Source organism: Methylobacillus draconifructus, assembly GCF_045984355.1.
GTDB lineage: Bacteria > Pseudomonadota > Gammaproteobacteria > Burkholderiales > Methylophilaceae > Methylobacillus > Methylobacillus flagellatus_A.
Genome location: NZ_JBJQII010000004.1, coordinates 64514 through 80785 on the forward strand (window position 1 = coordinate 64514; position 16272 = coordinate 80785).

Annotated in this window: 19 protein-coding genes, 1 other RNA gene and 1 riboswitch; of the genes, 8 read left to right on the forward strand and 12 right to left on the reverse strand. The window is 59.9% G+C overall.

The window, feature by feature from the left end:
* Positions 1-15: 15 nt before the first annotated feature.
* Positions 16-636, forward strand: coding sequence for a redoxin domain-containing protein (locus tag ACJSDX_RS09150; protein WP_407994445.1), 621 nt, complete (start codon positions 16-18; stop codon positions 634-636).
* A 133-nt stretch (positions 637-769) separates the two neighbouring features.
* Here ACJSDX_RS09150 and ACJSDX_RS09155 read toward each other — a convergent pair whose 3' ends face one another.
* Positions 770-979, reverse strand: a complete 210-nt coding sequence (locus ACJSDX_RS09155) for an RNA-binding S4 domain-containing protein (RefSeq protein ID WP_407994446.1) — start codon at positions 977-979, stop codon at positions 770-772.
* 112 nt (positions 980-1091) lie between these two features.
* Here ACJSDX_RS09155 and ACJSDX_RS09160 point away from each other — a divergent pair, with 112 nt between their 5' ends.
* Together ACJSDX_RS09160 and ACJSDX_RS09165 are read left to right on the forward strand one after the other, a co-directional pair.
* Positions 1092-1718, forward strand: coding sequence for a DUF4202 domain-containing protein (locus ACJSDX_RS09160; RefSeq protein WP_407994447.1), 627 nt, complete (start codon positions 1092-1094; stop codon positions 1716-1718).
* Complete coding sequence (locus ACJSDX_RS09165; protein WP_407994448.1) at positions 1715-1990, forward strand: hypothetical protein; 276 nt, start codon at positions 1715-1717, stop codon at positions 1988-1990. Before ACJSDX_RS09160 ends, ACJSDX_RS09165 begins: the two co-directional genes overlap by 4 nt.
* On the opposite strand, the gene cobU is transcribed toward ACJSDX_RS09165, so the two are convergent.
* From cobU to ACJSDX_RS09215, 10 genes are all read right to left on the reverse strand, one after another.
* Positions 1987-2523, reverse strand: coding sequence for a bifunctional adenosylcobinamide kinase/adenosylcobinamide-phosphate guanylyltransferase (gene cobU / locus ACJSDX_RS09170; protein ID WP_407994449.1), 537 nt, complete (start codon positions 2521-2523; stop codon positions 1987-1989). The genes ACJSDX_RS09165 and cobU overlap by 4 nt on opposite strands.
* Before the next feature lie 2 nt (positions 2524-2525).
* The gene (locus ACJSDX_RS09175) at positions 2526-3341 is read right to left on the reverse strand and encodes a cobalamin-binding protein (protein ID WP_407994450.1); all 816 of its coding nucleotides are present in this window, start codon (positions 3339-3341) and stop codon (positions 2526-2528) included.
* Entirely contained in the window at positions 3338-3994 is a 657-nt protein-coding gene (gene bluB, locus ACJSDX_RS09180; protein ID WP_407994451.1) for a 5,6-dimethylbenzimidazole synthase, read from the reverse strand. Before bluB ends, ACJSDX_RS09175 begins: the two co-directional genes overlap by 4 nt.
* 73 nt (positions 3995-4067) lie before the next feature.
* On the reverse strand, positions 4068-4382 hold the full coding sequence (locus ACJSDX_RS09185; RefSeq protein WP_407994452.1) for a DUF2149 domain-containing protein: 315 nt from the start codon (positions 4380-4382) through the stop codon (positions 4068-4070).
* Positions 4379-4816, reverse strand: coding sequence for a MotA/TolQ/ExbB proton channel family protein (locus tag ACJSDX_RS09190; protein ID WP_407994453.1), 438 nt, complete (start codon positions 4814-4816; stop codon positions 4379-4381). Before ACJSDX_RS09190 ends, ACJSDX_RS09185 begins: the two co-directional genes overlap by 4 nt.
* A gap of 25 nt (positions 4817-4841) precedes the next feature.
* Complete coding sequence (locus tag ACJSDX_RS09195) at positions 4842-9170, reverse strand: cobaltochelatase subunit CobN (protein WP_407994454.1); 4329 nt, start codon at positions 9168-9170, stop codon at positions 4842-4844.
* Positions 9167-10444: a cobyrinic acid a,c-diamide synthase CobB gene (locus ACJSDX_RS09200; RefSeq protein WP_407994455.1), complete on the reverse strand. Its 1278-nt coding sequence runs from the start codon at positions 10442-10444 to the stop codon at positions 9167-9169. Before ACJSDX_RS09200 ends, ACJSDX_RS09195 begins: the two co-directional genes overlap by 4 nt.
* A gap of 4 nt (positions 10445-10448) precedes the next feature.
* Positions 10449-11063, reverse strand: coding sequence for a cob(I)yrinic acid a,c-diamide adenosyltransferase (cobO, locus tag ACJSDX_RS09205; protein ID WP_407994456.1), 615 nt, complete (start codon positions 11061-11063; stop codon positions 10449-10451).
* Positions 11060-11629, reverse strand: coding sequence for a hypothetical protein (locus tag ACJSDX_RS09210; protein WP_407994457.1), 570 nt, complete (start codon positions 11627-11629; stop codon positions 11060-11062). The genes cobO and ACJSDX_RS09210 overlap by 4 nt, the downstream gene beginning before the upstream one ends.
* 74 nt (positions 11630-11703) lie before the next feature.
* Positions 11704-13575 carry a TonB-dependent receptor domain-containing protein gene (locus ACJSDX_RS09215; protein ID WP_407994458.1) on the reverse strand — a complete coding sequence of 624 codons (1872 nt, stop codon included), beginning with the start codon at positions 13573-13575 and terminating at the stop codon, positions 11704-11706.
* Positions 13576-13691: 116 nt separating this feature from the next.
* A riboswitch (cobalamin riboswitch) is annotated at positions 13692-13914 on the reverse strand.
* A gap of 117 nt (positions 13915-14031) precedes the next feature.
* Here ACJSDX_RS09215 and ACJSDX_RS09220 point away from each other — a divergent pair.
* The 3 genes from ACJSDX_RS09220 to ssrS all read left to right on the forward strand — a co-directional run bounded on the left by ACJSDX_RS09220 (position 14032) and on the right by ssrS (position 14792).
* Positions 14032-14232, forward strand: a complete 201-nt coding sequence (locus ACJSDX_RS09220; protein WP_309566863.1) for a hypothetical protein — start codon at positions 14032-14034, stop codon at positions 14230-14232.
* The gene (locus tag ACJSDX_RS09225; protein WP_309566864.1) at positions 14229-14537 is read left to right on the forward strand and encodes a cell division protein ZapA; all 309 of its coding nucleotides are present in this window, start codon (positions 14229-14231) and stop codon (positions 14535-14537) included. Before ACJSDX_RS09220 ends, ACJSDX_RS09225 begins: the two co-directional genes overlap by 4 nt.
* Before the next feature lie 74 nt (positions 14538-14611).
* A non-coding RNA gene (gene ssrS / locus ACJSDX_RS14355) (6S RNA) lies at positions 14612-14792 on the forward strand.
* A gap of 31 nt (positions 14793-14823) precedes the next feature.
* On the opposite strand, the gene ACJSDX_RS09230 is transcribed toward ssrS, so the two are convergent.
* Positions 14824-15183 (reverse strand): DUF2237 family protein, encoded by a 360-nt coding sequence (locus ACJSDX_RS09230; RefSeq protein ID WP_407994459.1) that lies wholly within the window; start codon positions 15181-15183, stop codon positions 14824-14826.
* 67 nt (positions 15184-15250) lie between these two features.
* Between ACJSDX_RS09230 and ACJSDX_RS09235 the strand changes: the two genes are divergently transcribed.
* Positions 15251-15709: an EVE domain-containing protein gene (locus tag ACJSDX_RS09235; protein WP_309566866.1), complete on the forward strand. Its 459-nt coding sequence runs from the start codon at positions 15251-15253 to the stop codon at positions 15707-15709.
* A 63-nt stretch (positions 15710-15772) separates the two neighbouring features.
* On the forward strand, positions 15773-16222 hold the full coding sequence (locus ACJSDX_RS09240; protein ID WP_309566867.1) for a ferric uptake regulation protein: 450 nt from the start codon (positions 15773-15775) through the stop codon (positions 16220-16222).
* Positions 16223-16272: the final 50 nt, after the last annotated feature.

The window sequence follows — 16272 nt, forward strand, 5'->3', positions numbered from 1 at the left end:
ATCGAGGAGATCATCATGTTATTACGCCGTTTACTGAATGTTGCTATTTGTGGTGCCAGCCTGGCCTTTCTCCCAATGTCGGCACAGGCTGCTGCCGATATTGGCAAGGCTGCTCCTGCTTTCTCGGTCAAGACTGCCACTGGGGAAACATTGAGCCTCGATTCACTCAAGGGAAAGACCGTGGTACTGGAATGGACTAACAATGAGTGCCCTTATGTCGTGAAGCATTACGGTAGCGGCAACATTCCTAACTTGCAGAAGGAAGCGACTGCTCAAGGCGTGGTCTGGCTGCAAGTGATTTCTTCCGCCCCTGGCGCGCAAGGCCATGTCGATGCGCAGACCGCGCTCAAGCTCAACGCGGACCGTGGCGCTGCGCCCAGCAAGGTATTGCTCGATTATGACGGCAAGGTTGGCAAGCAATACGATGCACAGACGACCCCTCATCTTTACATCATCAATCCCGAAGGCGTGCTGGTCTACAAAGGCGGCATAGATAGCATCGCGACAGCCAAGGTGGAAGACATTGCCAAGGCGGACAACTATGTCAAGCTGGCGCTTTCCGAGCTCGCGAGCGGCAAGAAGGTTTCGCATGCCGTTACCAAGCCTTACGGATGCTCCATCAAGTACGCGAGCTAGGCATTAGCAGCTTGTGTTCGCAAGGTCGGGTTTCCGGCCTTTTTATTTATCTAAATCGCTAACAAAACCCAGCTAAGCGATTATGGTAGGGCAGCGCAACAATGCCAGAAGGATGTTGTTAGTGACTCTATGGCTATCGGCCAAGCACCTTGATCGTATGCCCCATGCATTCCACCACCTGGCCTGCGCGGATTTTCGCGGTCTTGCGCGTTTCCGGCTGACCGTCCACTTGCACCAGCCCTCCCGCTACCATGGCCTTGCCCTGGCCGCCTGAGTCGGCGATGCCTGTCAGCTTGAGCAGGTTGCAAAGTTCGATATAGTCGTCGCGCAGCGTGAATTCCATGATGATGCCTTGAATTGAATGCCTGCGATTACACCATGTTTTGCATGGCAATGAAACGAGCAGGGCGGGTGTTTCGCGTAAAATGGCATCAACCCATTCAGGAAAGTATTCCATGCAAGTCGATGCCCAGTTCGGCCCAGCATTTTCCCAGGCGATGCAGGCCTTTGATGCACGCAATGCCCAGGACCCCAACCAGACGCTGGTAAACGGCGTGGCTGTTCCCAAGGAATTGGCTTACGCCCGGCGCATGACGGAGATGTTGCAGCGCTACCGTCCGGATGCCTCCGAGGCATTGCAATTGGCCGCGCGCTGCCAGCATATCGAGCGCTGGATCTTGCCGCGCGACGCCTACCCGATGACCAAGCCGGGCTATCACCAGTGGCGGCGCAAGCTCAAGCAGTACCATGCCGAAGTCGCGCGCGAGATCATGCAGCAGGCCGGATATGACGAGGAAACGATACTCCGCGTGGCTGCATTGGTCAGCAAGGAAGCGCCGCTGGCCGATGCCGAGATGCAGGTGCTGGAGGACGTGGTCGTGATGGTGTTCGTCGAATATTACCTTGAAGAGTTCGTCGGCCAGCACCCGGAATACGATGTGCCGAAATGGAAGGATATCCTGCGCAAGACCTTGCGCAAGGTATCTAAAGCCGGGCACCAGGCCTTGCTGACCCAGGTGAAATTGCCCCAGGCGCTGGTGCCGCTGATCCAGGAAGTGATGACGGAGGAAGGCTGGCTGTGAGCCTGCGTGAGCGGCAGCTTGCTTTGCCCGTGGGGGAGGCATTGCTCAGAATAGTCCTGCACGATGTGCTGGTGCAGTTGACAGGCCTGGAGGCAGGCAAGTTGCGCTTCCGTGTCCTCGGCTCGGCCAATTCGGACGAGCCGCCTCTTTATCGTTTGTCGGAGGTCGTGTTGGATGAGCGGCTACAGCCCGATCACGACCTCATCGTCGAGCAGGCCATTGCGTTGTTTGCACAATATACTGGCGCACGCGTCATTAGCCTGAAACGTTAGGCTTTCAATGCCAGCGGCAAGCCCGCCGCAATAAAGCTGACCTTGTTGCAAATGGCTGCTACTGCTTGGTTGAGGCGGCCCGCCTCGTCCTGGAACTGCCTGTTGATTTCTCCCAGCGGCACGATGCCCATGCCGACCTCATTGCTCACCAGCAGTATCTTGCCGGGCAGTGACGGGAGCGCATCGAGCAGGGCGGCGCGTTCGCGTTGCCAGTCCACGCCTTCGGGCGGCGCGCAGTCCGGGCAGATGCACTGGGCCAGCCACAGCGTCAGGCAGTCGACGAGCAGGCAGCGGCCCGGCGCGGCCTGCTGCTGCAAGGCCTCCGCCAGCTTGTGCGGCACTTCCATGGTCTGCCAGTGCGCAGGGCGGCGTTGCTGGTGCTGGCTGACACGATGGCCGAATTCGTTGTCGTACACCTGGGCAGTGGCGATATATACCACTTCCAGGCTGCTTTCATGGGCGAGCTTCTCTGCATAGGCGCTCTTGCCCGAGCGTGCGCCGCCGAGGATGAGGTGGTGGTCGTGTGCGTTCATGTTCAACTCCAATGCTTGCTGTGCGCCTGGCTCACGCCCCAGCGCTGCATGATGGCTTGCAATTGCGGCAGCCCATGCTGGATGGCGGAAGGGCCGGGCTGCAGGATGTCGGCCGACTTGATTTCATGCACCTGCCCGGATCGCACGGCGGGAATGGCCTGCCATCCCGGCCGGGCCAGCACGTGTTCCGGCTGGAATTTCTTGCCGCACCATGAGCCGATGATGATGTCCGGCTGCCGCCGGACGACTTCGCCCGGGTCGGCAATGATGCGCTCCTTGGCGGACTTGCAGGCGGCTAATTCTGCAAAGCAGTCGCTGCCGCCCGCAATCTCGATCAGCTCTGCCACCCACTGGATGCCGCTGATCAAAGGATCATTCCATTCCTCGAAATACACCTTGGGGGCAACAGGCAGGTAGCGCGCGGTTTCGGCAGCTTGCTGCATGCGCTGGCGCAATCCGGCAATCAGTGCGTTTGCACGGTCGGCGGCATAGGTCAGGGCGCCCAGCGTCGCAATCATGTCCAGGATGCCTTGTACCGAACGCTGGTTGAACACATGCACTTCCGTCCCGGCGCGTACCAGGTCGGCGGCAATATCGGCCTGCAGGTTGGAAAAGGCCAGCACCAGGTCCGGCTTTACCGCGAGAATCTTCTCGATCTTGGCGCTGCTGAATCCTGAAATCTTGGGTTTTTCCTGCCTTGCAATCGCCGGGCGGGTGGTGAACCCGGAGATGCCGACGATGCGCTCCTGCTCGCCCAGCAGGTACAGCACTTCGGTAGTTTCCGCCGTCAGGCAGGCAATGCGCCGCGGGCCTTTCATTCGCTGTCTATCCAGCTGTTTTCCATCATCAATTCCGACAAGGGGCGTTCCTTGGCCCAGCCTTCCTCCACCAGCATCGGGGTTTTATAGAATTCGTCGACATGGCCCAGGCAGAGGATGGCGATGGGCTTGGCGCCTTCGGGCATATTGAGCAGCCTGGCTAGCTTGACGGGGTCGAAGATGGACACCCAGCCCATGCCCAATCCTTCCGCGCGCGCCGCCAGCCAAAGGTTCTGGATGGCGCAGGCGACCGAAGCCAGGTCCATCTCCGGCAAGGTGCGGCGGCCGAAGATATAGCGCTCGCGATGGTCGCACAATCCGGCCACCAAAAGCTCGCCGCATTGCATGATGCCTTCCACCTTCAGGCGCAGGAATTCCGACTCCCGCTCGCCCAGCGCATGGGCGGTCTGCATGCGCTCTTCCTGCACCAGGTCGTAGATGGCCCGGCGTACTTGATCGCTGGTGATGCGGATGAAGCGCCAAGGTTGCATCAGCCCGACGCTGGGCGCATGATGCGCGGCGTCCAGCAGCTTGTGCAGGATTTCCGGTTCTATCGCGCCGGGCTTGAAGTGCCGCATGTCGCGGCGCTGGTGGATAGCGCGGTAGACCCCGGCGATCTCGGGCTCGGTAAAGGCGAATTCGTTGCTGGACATTGCGTGATTGGAGCGAAGTTGGATATTCAAGCAGCCAGTATAAAGCGATTAATCAATTGGTGGCGGCTTACCCTCAAGGCTGGGCTGCCGGATTCTCGATCAATACCAGTTTGCCGGTCTTGGGGTCGCGGTAGACCTGCCCGACAGCCTGATATCCGCTGCCGGCGGCATTGCTGCTGCTCGTTTCTGGTGCCTCGATTTCCTTGCCTTGCTCGATTTCCTTGGGTTTGACCAGCATGGCCTGCCCTCCGGCACTTAAGGCAGCGAGCAGGCCGCAGGCGAACACCAGCATCACGTCCACCAGGTTGACCAGGCTGGCGCGCGGGTCTTCGTCCTCATGGTCGAAGCGGCTTTTCAGGCGCAGCTTGTTTATATTGGCCTTGCTCACTGTTGCGACTCCAGCGTTTCCAGCACGTCTTCGTACCAGCGGCGGCGCAGCTTGCCGACCACCAGGCCGATAATGCCTGCGATCAGTCCCAGCACCGTGGCGTCGAAGGCGGTAGTGACCGCTTGCGCCAATTGCGCAGGATTACCCTGCCCGAGCGCGGCCAGGCCAGGTCCGAGCGGGATGATGGTCGCCATCAGGCCGAGCATGGGCGGGATGCGCGACAGGAGGTCGGCGCGTTCCAGCCGGTGGCGGGCCAGCTTGACCACGGCATCGGCATTGCCCGAATTGCGCATGGCCTTGAGGCCGAACAGGCGTTCGCCCACGGCCAGCCCGGCTTCCAGCACGGCGATAATCACGCTGAGCGCCAGGATGGCGATGACCGGCTTCAACAGCCAGGTGATCGCGTGGTGCAGGGTGTCGAGTTCAAATGACATGATGATGTTCCGTCCTGTGTATGGATTACAACTTTGGCTTGCGCGTGCCGAACCAGAGCCCGGCGGCGAATACAGGCAGCAATGCCAGCCACCAATACCAGTATTCCTGCACCGACTTGATGGCGACCTCGAAGGCGCGCTGCGGCGGTGCTGGCTTGGCAGACTCGGGTTGCGGTTTCGGCTGCGCAACCGGTTTGGCTTGCTGCTGTTGCGCCGGTGCGGCCTCTTCCGGCGCAGGTGCGGCCTGCTCTGCCTCGATTACAGTCTGCTCCGCAACCGAGGCACCTGCATCCGCATAACCGGGCGTTGCGTCGCCGCGCGCCTTGGCCAAGGTTTGCTGCAAGGCGGCGGCAGTATCGCCGTCGAGGTATTGGCCTAGCCATTGCCACATCGGGTGATTGGGCGAGGTATGCCCGCTGCCGGGCAGGCCGTTCTTGTTGACCAGCCTTGCCAGATCGCCGCCCAGTTGGCGCAAGGTCTGTTCATCCGCATGCCAGAAGCCTTTTTCCGCGGCCACCATCATGATGGCGAGCATGTGCGTCTTGACCTGCGCGTTGTGCTTTTGTTCGAGGAAAGGCTTGAGCCCGAGCTGCAGGTTGTCGTCCATATAGACTTTCTTCACCTCGTCCCAGGCCCAGTCCTTGATGATGTCTGGGCGCGTGACCTGCCAGCCCCAGAGGTTTTCCATGAACTCCTGCCCCATGGTGCGCGCGCCCGCATAGCCGTGCTGCATCAGCGGGCGTATCCAGGCCGGGTTGAGGTAGCGCCCGCGCAATTCCATCAGCAAGGCAGTTTCCAGCGGGTCGTCGCTGAGGTTGTCCGGATCGGTGTGATTGAGGATACGCGCGGTGGGGCGCTTGCCGGTCACGGTTTCAGTCGCGAGCGACAGGCCGCCGAGGTAGTCGAAGGCGTCGTTGTTGTCCATCAAGCCGTAGAGGTTGGAGGCGCGGCCGTGATAGGTGTTGGCGATGCTGGTGAGCGCGGTCTTGAATATATCCTGCGCGGGCTGGCCCTGGGCATCCAGCCCGTAGGCGTGGCCCATGCGCGTGAGATAGGCCTGGCCGAGCTCGCTGCGGTCCTTCCAGGTGCCCGAGCGCTCGGTGAGGCGGTTGACGCCGGTGCCGTAAGCGCCCGGCGCGTCGCCGAAAATGCGCCACGCAGCCTCGCGCCCAGCCTGCGGCAATGCCATACCTTGTTGTTGATGCGCCTGGGTGCGGCGTATCCACTGCAAAGCGACGCCGTTGCCCGAAAGCGGCTCGTCGCCTTCCGCCATGCCAGCACCCAACGGCGACAAGGCTTCTTCCAGCGCAGGCTGCAAGGCAGGATATTGCGCCCGGATGGCCTTGGCAGAAGCGGCGAGCGCGAGGCGGCCGCCGGTATCTATCCATTGCATGAGGTTGGGGTAGAGATCGCGGAACAAGCCGGAGGTGGTAACGATCACGTCATGACGTGCAATCCCCGGCTTGAGCTGCATGCGCTGCACGATGCCGCGCGCGTTCCATTCCGGTTCTATGCCCATCAGACTGAGGATGAAGCTCACCATTACGCCCTCATCACGCACGGCGTCCGATGCCCAGAGGATCACGCCTTCGCTGTCCTGCACGCTGTCGCGCTCACGCACCTTGGCGGCCATGCTGGCGCCAATTTGGAAGCCGAGGCGGGTCGGCAGCACGTCGCCGTCCAGTGCATGGAAGTTACGCCCGGTGGGCAGGGCATCGGGCGAGCGCAAGGGATCGTTGCCCTTGCCGGGCGGCACGAAGCCGCCTTCAAGCGCATGCAGCAGGCTCTGCATTTCCAGGCGCGGCGAGGCCGCCAGCTTGTCGCGGGTTTCCACGCTGACGCCCTGCTCATGGCCGCGCGCCATGGAATCCAACATCAATGCCAGCGATTCTTCCGGCCAATCCTTGCCGAAGATATGCAGGCCATGCGGCATGAATTTCTCCTGCAGTTTGGTCAAGTAGTGGCCGATTTCATGCGCGAGCAGGTCGTCGTCGGTCTGCTCGTAGCCGATGCCGCGCACTTCCAGCACGTCGGCCATGCTGGCTTCCAGCTCGGCGCGCAGTTGCAGCGCTTCCACCAGGCGGCGCATTTCGCGCGCGGCCTCCACCTTCATGGTTTCGGAGCTGGAGGATTCGTAGCTTTCCACCACCTGGCGCAGCTCCAGCAGGCGGTCGTAGAGCGGCGTCGAGGTCAGCGGCGGCGTGAGGTGGTCCACCATCACGGCTAGGCCGCGGCGCTTGGATTGCGTGCCTTCGCCCACGCCGTCGACGATATAGGGATAGATGCCCGGCAGGTCGCCCGCGATCAAACGTGAGTAATCGCTCGCTGCCAGCCCGACCGCCTTGCCGGGCAGGAATTCATAAGTGGAGTGGCGGCCGATATGCACCAGTGCATCCGCCTTGAACACGCTGCGTAGCCAATGGTAATAGCCCAGGTATTGGTGCGGCGGCGGAATGGTGGTGTTGGCGTGCAGCAACTCCTCGTCCACTTCCCAGCCACGCGGCGGCTGCGGGCCGATGAAAATGTTGCCGAACTGCACGCCGGGAACCAGGATCTGGCGGTCATGCACCATGACCTTGCCCGGCGCGGGCCCCCAGCCGCGCATGCCCTCGATGCCCAAACCTGCAAGCCGGGTTTTCTGCAAGGCCAGCGCGTTGCAGTCGGTGTGCTTTTCCAGGCATTGCAAATAGCCGTGGTTGAGCGTCTCAAGCTGCTTGAGCGCATTGTCGCGCTGCGGATGGTCCGCGCCTTCGAGCAGGTGGCGCAGCTCGTGCATGGCCTTGTCGAGGCGGTTGCGCGCGATGTCGATCTCCCCGGCGCGTTGCGCCGCCACCAGGTCGGCATGCAGCTTGCCGAGCGGGCCTTCCACCATCTCCCCGCGCACTTGCGCAGGCAGGGTGCCGAACCAGTTGAGGTAGGCGGTAGTATCGAGCTTGTTGACGTGCCGGCTCATCTCGGCCAGTGCGGCCTGGTCTTCCGGCAGGTTGACGCCGCGCTCCTGCATCAGGTCGAGCAACGCTTCCGGCGACGCGGGCAATTCGCCGGTGTCGTAGCCCGCACGCTTCAATGCATGCAGCATCTCGAATAACGAGGCGGGCACGTCGAGGTTGTCCGCGCCGATGTTCTGGCGGCCGGGCGGATGGTTGTAGTAGATCAGCGCGACCTTCTTCCCGGCGTTCGGCTTGCTACGCAACTGCTGCCAATTGATGCTGCGCCTGACCAGCGACTGCACCTCGGCAGGTAAAATCTGCGGCAGCTTCAGTTCGACACCGGTCAGCTTGTCTATGGCGGCAGGTCCGGCGGCAGCCACCACCAGCGGCTGCGAACTGCCCTGGATTTCCGGCATGGCGACGCGGTATTGCACCGAGTTGATCGGCAGGCCGTCTTCCGAAAGCTGCCAGGCATTGGCACCGCGGTCGGTCAGGCGGATGGCCTTGTACACCGGTACGTCGAGCTGGCCCAGCAGCTCGGTCACGGCCTCGCGGCCCTCGGCGGCGCCGACGACAAAGTCCTGCAATACCACCAGCCCGCTAGGTGCGGCCGGCGCAAGCAGGGTTTTCAGGTTGGCGATGGCGTCGCGCGAAGCCTCGCCCCAGCGCGCCATGATGGCGATGCAGGGCTGGCTCTGCTTCTCGCTTGCGGCACAGATGGCATCCACGGGTTGCGGGTCGCTGGTGCTGAGGTCCAGCACGGCAAGCACAGGCTGATTGTTGTCTATCCTGGGCCGGCTGACTTCCCGGCCGCCCTGGCGCAATCGCATCAGCGGCTCAGGCTGTATTGCAGGCAAGCTGGCGGAAGGGTGCAGCAGATAGCGCATGAAAGCGCTGAAGTTGCCGTTGCCTCCCGCCTGCCAGAGGTCGTGCAGGCCCAGCCATTGCCGCGCGGCAGCGTGTTGCTGCGCGAGTTTGGCGATTTTTTCAGAAAGATTGTTCTGCGTCAGCGTCAGGCTCTTGGCATGGGAAAAACTGCTGACGGCTTCCCCTTGCCAGCGGCTTTGCAGCGAGAGTGCGCTTTCGCCGTTGAAGGCGATGAAGGTACGCGGCTTGCTGGCGCCAAGCTGTTGCAATTGGCTTTGCAGTTGCTGAGATGCCTCGCCGTAGACCGCCACGGCAAATACCGCATCGGCGTCGCGCAGCCAGCGCTGCAGGGTCTTGCTGTCGGCAGCGAGCACCTGGGATTGCGTGCGCAGGATGATGCGGTCCTGCTTGCCGGATGGCTGCAGGGCTTGCTTTGCCGCCTCGGCCGCGGCAGGGGCGGTGCGGTCGGACACCATGCCGAACAACGTGGCGGCCTGGACAGGTGCCTGGCTGGTGACGAGAACAATCCCGAGCAGGGCTGGAAAGAAATGCTTCATGAGGCAAATAACCGGGCAACTGCCGCAGGGTTGGATGGGAAATAGAAATGCAGGTAGCTCGCCGTGAGGCTGCCGTGGCGATAGATAACCTCGCCCGGCTTGCCGCGCTGGGTGATTGCCTGTGCGTAGGGCGTCAACGCCGTCTCAAGGCTGGAGTAATGGAAGGTATGCGCATGCAGCCTGCCTTCCGGCAACTCGGCGAATTGCACGCCCAGCCCTTGGAAGCGCGGCTGCATGCTGCAATTGCCCGGCAGCAGGCCGAAGCCGGGCTGCTGGTTGATACTGTCCGTCACCGCCATCATCCCGCCGCATTCCGCCAATATCGGCAGCCCTTGCCGCCAAGCCTGCTGCAAGGCCGTGCGCATGGCTTGGTTGCTGCCTAGTTGTTCAAGATGCAGCTCCGGATAGCCGCCCGGCAGCCAGACGGCGTCTATGCCTGCCGGCAATGCCTCGTCATGCAGCGGCGAGAAGAAGATGGTGTCCGCCCCTAGCGCATGCAGGCAATCGAGGTTGGCGGGATAGATGAAGCAAAAGGCTTCGTCGCGCGCGATGGCGATGGTCTTGCCTGCGAGCAATTGCTGCACATTGTTGGCAGGGGGGAGGGGCGCGAAAACGGTTTCAGGCGGCAAGGGCAACGGGCCTGATTCCGTCAGCAACGCCGCGGCCTGCGCGATGCGCTGCTCCAGGCCGTCGATTTCATCGGCGCGGAACAGGCCCAGGTGCCGTTCCGGCAGCGCAAGCGCTTCCTGTTTCTGCAATGCGCCCAGCCAGGGAATATCCGTCGGCAGGCTGTCGCGCAGCAAGACGCCATGCCCGGCGCTGCCGATGCGGTTGGCGATCACGCCTGCGGGGATCAGTTCAGGCCGGTGGGCAAACAGCCCCGCAGCCAATGCGCCGAAAGTCTGCGCCATGCCGCTCGCGTCGATAGCGAGCGCAACGGGGAGCTGGAACCGTGCCGCGATGTCGGCGCTGCTCGGGCTGCCGTCATACAGGCCCATCACGCCTTCCACGAGGATGAGGTCGGACTCCTGCGCAGCCTGGCATAGCCGGGCGGCAATGTCGTCCGCGCCGCACATGGCAAGATCGAGGTTGTAAACCGGCCTGCCTGTCGCGGTATGCAGGATCATCGGATCGAGGAAGTCCGGCCCGCACTTGAAGGCCTGGACTGTCAGGCCCTGGTTGCGCCAGGCACGCGCCAGCGCGGCAGATACCAGCGTCTTGCCTTGGTTAGAGGCTGGCGCGGACAGCAGCAATGCCGGGCAACGGGCTGCCACGAGCCTACCACTCCACCCCTGGCATCGCCTGTACGCCGTTCTTGAAGGCATGCTTGACCATGGTCATGTCGGTGACGGTATCGGCCTGCTCGATGAGTTCGGGCTGCGCGGCGCGGCCGGTGACGACTACATGCTGCATGGCGGGACGGGCGGCAATGTCGGCCAGCACTTGCTGCAGGTCGAGGTAATGGTATTTGAGGACGATGTTGAGCTCGTCGAGGATGACGACACCCACGCTTTCATCCCTGAGCGCGGCTTGCGCAGCCTGCCAGCCTTGTTGGGCGGCGGCGACGTCGCGCTCGCGGTTCTGGGTTTCCCAGGTGAAGCCTTCGCCCATCACATGCCAGCTGACATTGGGCTGGTGGCGGAAGAAGGCTTCCTCGCCGGTGTCGGAACGGCCCTTGACGAACTGCACCACCACGGCTTTCATGCCATGGCCGAGCGCGCGGGCGAGTAGGCCGAAGGCGGCGGTGGACTTGCCCTTGCCGTTGCCGGTATTGACCAGGAACAGGCCGCGCTCGATACGGGCGGCCTCTATCTTGGCGTCGATGACGGTTTTCTTGCGCGCCATTCTTTCGGAATGGCGCTGGTTGAGGTCTGGTTTTTCCTGGTCGGTCATGCGGTACGTTTGTGATCAGCGTATACCGCCTTCACCACGATGTGGATGATGACGGCAGTCGCCACGTAAAACGCCAATGTGCCCAACGAGGATGGGTAGTACTTGGCGATACGCGGCAGGAATTCGGCTAGAGTTGGCTCGGTATAGCGGCCGGAGAAGAAATAGAAGCCACCGCTGGAGAACAGATGGCAGACGAAGCTGCTGGCGACCACGGTAGCAGCCAGCGTGGCCAGGCTCTTGAAAGCGAACTGGTAGTACTTGGCGAACCAGCGCCCGCCGAGCCAGAGCGTACCGTAGGCAGGCAACAGGAAACCGTAGGCAGGTGAAGTGCAGAAATTATCCACGCCGCCCCAGGTCACGGCGGCGAAATCGAGCGCGGCGGCCAGGCCGAGCAGGGCAGGGAATGTCCAGGCCGGGCGCAGATAGACCCCGGCCAGGAAGAATACCGCCCAGGATGCGCTGGGCAGGTGGTTGATCGCGGCGAAATGATGGCCGCGGGTCACGATGAGCAAGGCGGCCAGTACGAGGCCGATCATGATCTGGTGATTCTTGTTGAGTGTCAGCATGGTTGTCTTCCTTGGGGCTGGGTCAATGATCAAAAACACTGAATTTTAACCGAAATCCGCAGCCGCCAGAGGATTTACAGCGTAGGCGCATAGCGCACGGATACAAACAGGTTGGCGCCAAACGTGCCGTAATCCTTTGCCAATTCGTACTTGCGGTCGAACAGGTTGTTGACGCGCGTATTCACGGACCAGTCGTCGTTGATGCGGTAGTTGCCGTATAGGTTGACCAGGGTATAGCCGGAGAGGCGTTCAGTGTTGGACGTATCGTTGAAACGATGACCGGATGTGATAATTTCACTTCCCCACTCCCAAGCGCCAAATGATTTGGCGAGAGACAGTGTCCCATGCTCTTTTGCTCTGCGAGGTAGCAGGTTACCATTCCCGGCATCTTCAGGACGCTGGAAATCAGCATTTGCTCTAATAATAAATCCTGCAATTGATGTTCGCAGATTCAATGTGAGGCCTCGTAACCTTGCCTGGTCGATATTGACTGTTTGCCGGAAGTTGCCCGATGCCGTGCGGGTAATCAGGTTGTCGATATCATTGTGGTAATACAACACGCCGGCCGCATGCTGGCCGTTTTCATACTGCAATCCGATTTCCTTGTTGCGGGACTCTTCAGGTTTGAGGTCGGGATTGCTGGCATAAGTCACGCCACCGAACGCGGTCGCGGGAGCGTAGAGCTGGTTGAATGTTGGCGCGGCGAAAGCGGTGCCAAAGCTGGCGCTGGCTTTCCACTGTGGTGTGATTTGATAGGCGTAGCCGATATTGCCAGTGGTTTTGTTGCCAAACTGGGAGTTGTCATCATTGCGCAGGTTGATCTGGACGCGGTGTTGATCAAATTGTCTTTGCCAGCCGGCGAGATAGGATTGGATATCCCGCTCCGTCACCAGCAGGGCGGGCGTGGCGTTGGATTCGACTTTCTGCTCCCGCCGTTCCACGCCGATGTTGAATACCCCGGCTTTCGTAGTCAATATGTTGTGCCAGATGTATTGATCCTGGGTGGTCTTGATCATGCTTTCGGTGGTTGATGCCGGACGCTTGGTGTAGGACGATAGATCGTCAATGCTTCTTGCAATGCTGAATGTGCTGGCCCATGCATCGGTGAAACGGTTTTTACTGAATAGGGTATAACTCGACAAGGTCTGGTCAAGGAAGTAATCATATCTGGCGGTAGTGCGTGAGGATCCGCCATCATTGAAATTCCGGCTGTCGGTCACCAGAATGTTCAGCCCAATTTCGTGGTTTTCCGTGAGGTGCTGGCTGATGTTCGCACTGAGGTTCTGGTTGCGAAAACCATCGGCATCTGCGTTATAACTGACCACATTTTTGTTGCGAACGGCATTGATGCCATGCACATGGGTCATGCCGCCTTGCAGGCTGTAGCTGGTATTGCCTATGCGGCCGTTTACGCCTGCTTCACCGATTGCCGTACCGTAGGTGCCGAGTCCTACTGATGCATTGAATTTAGGCGCGCCTTGGCCTTTCTTGGTGAATATCTGGATGACGCCGCCAATGGCGTCAGCTCCATACATGCTGCTGGCCGGTCCGCGCAGGATTTCCACATGATCAATCTGGCTCAGGGGAATGTGTTGAATGGCAGTTTCGCCGGTAGTGGCAGAGCTGATGCGTACGCCGTCAATCAGAATCAGAGTGTGCGTAGTGTTGGCGCCGCGCATGTAGATATTGGTCGATTTGCCAACGCCGCCGTTACTGCTCATTTCGATGCCAGGCTGCATCGCCAGTAACTCTGCCAGCGTGGACTGGCCAGCCTTTTGTATTTGCTCGGCTGTAATGACGGATACATCACCGATTACCTCGCTGCTTTTCTGTTCAGTACGCGAAGCCGTGACAATAGTGTCTTCCAGCCGGAGATCGGCAGCATTGGCCGCCAGGGGTAGGGAATAGATTGCGGCAAGGGCGGTGCCCAGGGAAAATCGGAACATCAAACTGCAAACTCCATAAAGCTCTCGCGGCCCCGCGAGAGCTGGTAACGAATGAGAGTGTGCAGGGGGCATGATCCGTCGCCGGATGGTCATCGGTCAGCCGCATCCCCGCAGCACTTCCTAGTCGTCTTCAGGCCGGTCTCCGGGCTTGCAAGATCAGTGATATGCCGCCTTCCCATGAAAACTTCTCACAGTGGCATGTTGGCATACCGGCTTGCTTACCGTTGCGGGGGCAGCACAGGCATTGTGGATCGCATCGTCGGGATGCCACGCACCTGTTTCCCAGTTTCACCCTTGCGCCATGAACAGGCCAAGGACACCTCAAAACTTGCTATTGATTATAAATGATTCGCTCTTTATGCGGTGAAATAAGTTTTCAATATAAGATATTGTAAACATGCCATAAATTCTTGGGTGCAGTTGACCATGTGCTGATTTTGCAATTATAGTGGCGCCATGAATGCTGATTTGATCACGTTGGAAGAAAAGCTCGCGCAGTTGATATCCCTATGCCAATTGTTGCGGGCTGAAAATCTTGAGCTCCGTCAGGAGCTTGTGCGCTCCCAGGATGACAACAAGCAGATGAAGGAAAACATGGAGCTTGCCAGCCAGAAGCTGCAGGCCCTGATCGAGCGTCTTCCGGAGGGAACCGTATGAGCAGCGTGCGCGGCGTCGATGTCAGCATCATGGGGCGCGAGCTGACGATCGCGTGTTCCGACGACGAGCGCGAGGCCTTGTTGCGCTCGGTCGATTATCTCGACAAGAAAATGCGCGAAATCCGCGACACCGGTAAGGTGGTGGGTGCCGAGAAGATTGCCATCATGGCGGCGCTCAATATCGCGCATGAGCTATTGACGACCGATGCCGGCGGTTTTGACATTGGCGATTTCAAGCGTAGAATTGCTTCCATGCAGGAGCAGATTGACACTGTCGTCGGCGACGATCAAAACCAGCTGTTTTAAAGCGGTTTTTTAATCCAAGACAGTTCAACTGCCACAAGTTTTCAGAGGCCTGACGGATCCCGGCTTCTTCCCTTTGTTCCCTGCGGTGCTGTTCGGGCCATAGATTCCTTGAACCATAAATTTGGCTTTGGTTTCGGTCTGTTAAGTAACAGTGTGCGCGCTCCGATGCGGGTGTACCTAACGTAGCTTTAGGTCGTTACCACTTGAACCGTACAGGTTCAGGATGCCGGTCCGGATGGCATTTGCGGGGAACTCCATTCAGTTGTCACGCCTCATGGGCAGGCCCTTATCTCAAGGCGTTGTATTCCAGGTCGGCAAGGCTGACAATCTCCAATGCACGCTCGTGGGACGCTTCCAGTACCACTGGCGGGGCATAGCCTGCCTCGGCAGCTTCGTGCCAGCGCGATGCGCACAGGCACCAGCGCTCGCCCGGCGCCAGCCCGGGGAAGCCGTATTCCGGCCGCGGCGTACTGAGGTCGTTGCCCCTGGAGAGCGAGAATGCGAGGAATTCCTCGGTCATCATGGCGCACACGGTATGGCTGCCGATGTCTTCGGGTCCGGTTTCACAGCTGCCGTTGCGGGTGAAGCCCGTGATCGGGTCCATACTGCAAGGTTGTAATGTGGTGCCAAGGACGTTGCGGGCCATGCTGGAGATTCTGAATTTGAATGCGACTCGGGTTATGATACGGAATCTGTGTTGATTTGAGAATTTCATGCGTTACTGGTTGATGAAATCCGAGCCGTCCGATGTGTCGATCGATGACCTGGCTGCCTTTCCAGGCCAAACTGTAGATTGGTACGGGGTGCGCAATTACCAGGCGCGCAACTTCATGCGAGACCAGATGAAGGTCGGCGATGGCGTATTGTTCTATCATTCCAATTGTGCGGAGCCTGGCATCGTGGGCATTGCCGAAGTCAGCAAGCTGGCTTATCCCGACCGCCTGCAGTTTATCGAGGGCCATAAGTACTATGATCCTAAGGCGACGCCCGAGAATCCGCGCTGGTTCAATGTGGATGTGAAGCTGGTGCGCAAGACGCGCTTGTTGAGCTTGAAAGAATTGCGTGAAACGCCGGAGCTGCAGAACCTGCGCATCCTGCAACGCGGCAACCGGCTCTCGATTACGCCGGTGGACCCCAGGGACTGGGAGTTCATCATGAAACTGCTTGCCTGATGCTTGGCATCATCGCAATGCGTGATATGCTATTGCGGCGTCAGGATTCAATTGATTAAGGAGATGATAGTGGGAACGAAAAAAGAAGACGGAATAGTGGATCCGCATCAGGATTTGAGAAACAGTGGCCTGAAAATCACGTTGCCACGTCTCAAGGTGCTGGATATCTTCCGTAACAGCGAGCAACGCCACCTGGCGGCTGAAGATGTATACCGGATCCTGATCACCGAGCATTCCGAGTTCGGCTTGGCTACGGTGTATCGCGTATTGGCGCAATTCGAGCAGACCGGGCTCTTGAAGAAAAGCCAGTTGGGCAACAACAAGGCCGTGTATGAGCTGAACGACGGCGAAGAGCACCATGGCCACCTGGTCAGCACCAGCACCGGTGAAGTGCGCGAATTCTATGACCTCGGCATCGAAGAGCGCCTCAAGGTGATCGTGCGCGAGCTAGGCTACGAGCTCACCGATTACGATATCACCGCATACGGCACGCCTTTGGCTGACAAAGCCTGATTCAAGCTTAGGATATGCAAAAAGCCCGCCAATCGGCGGGCTTTTCATTT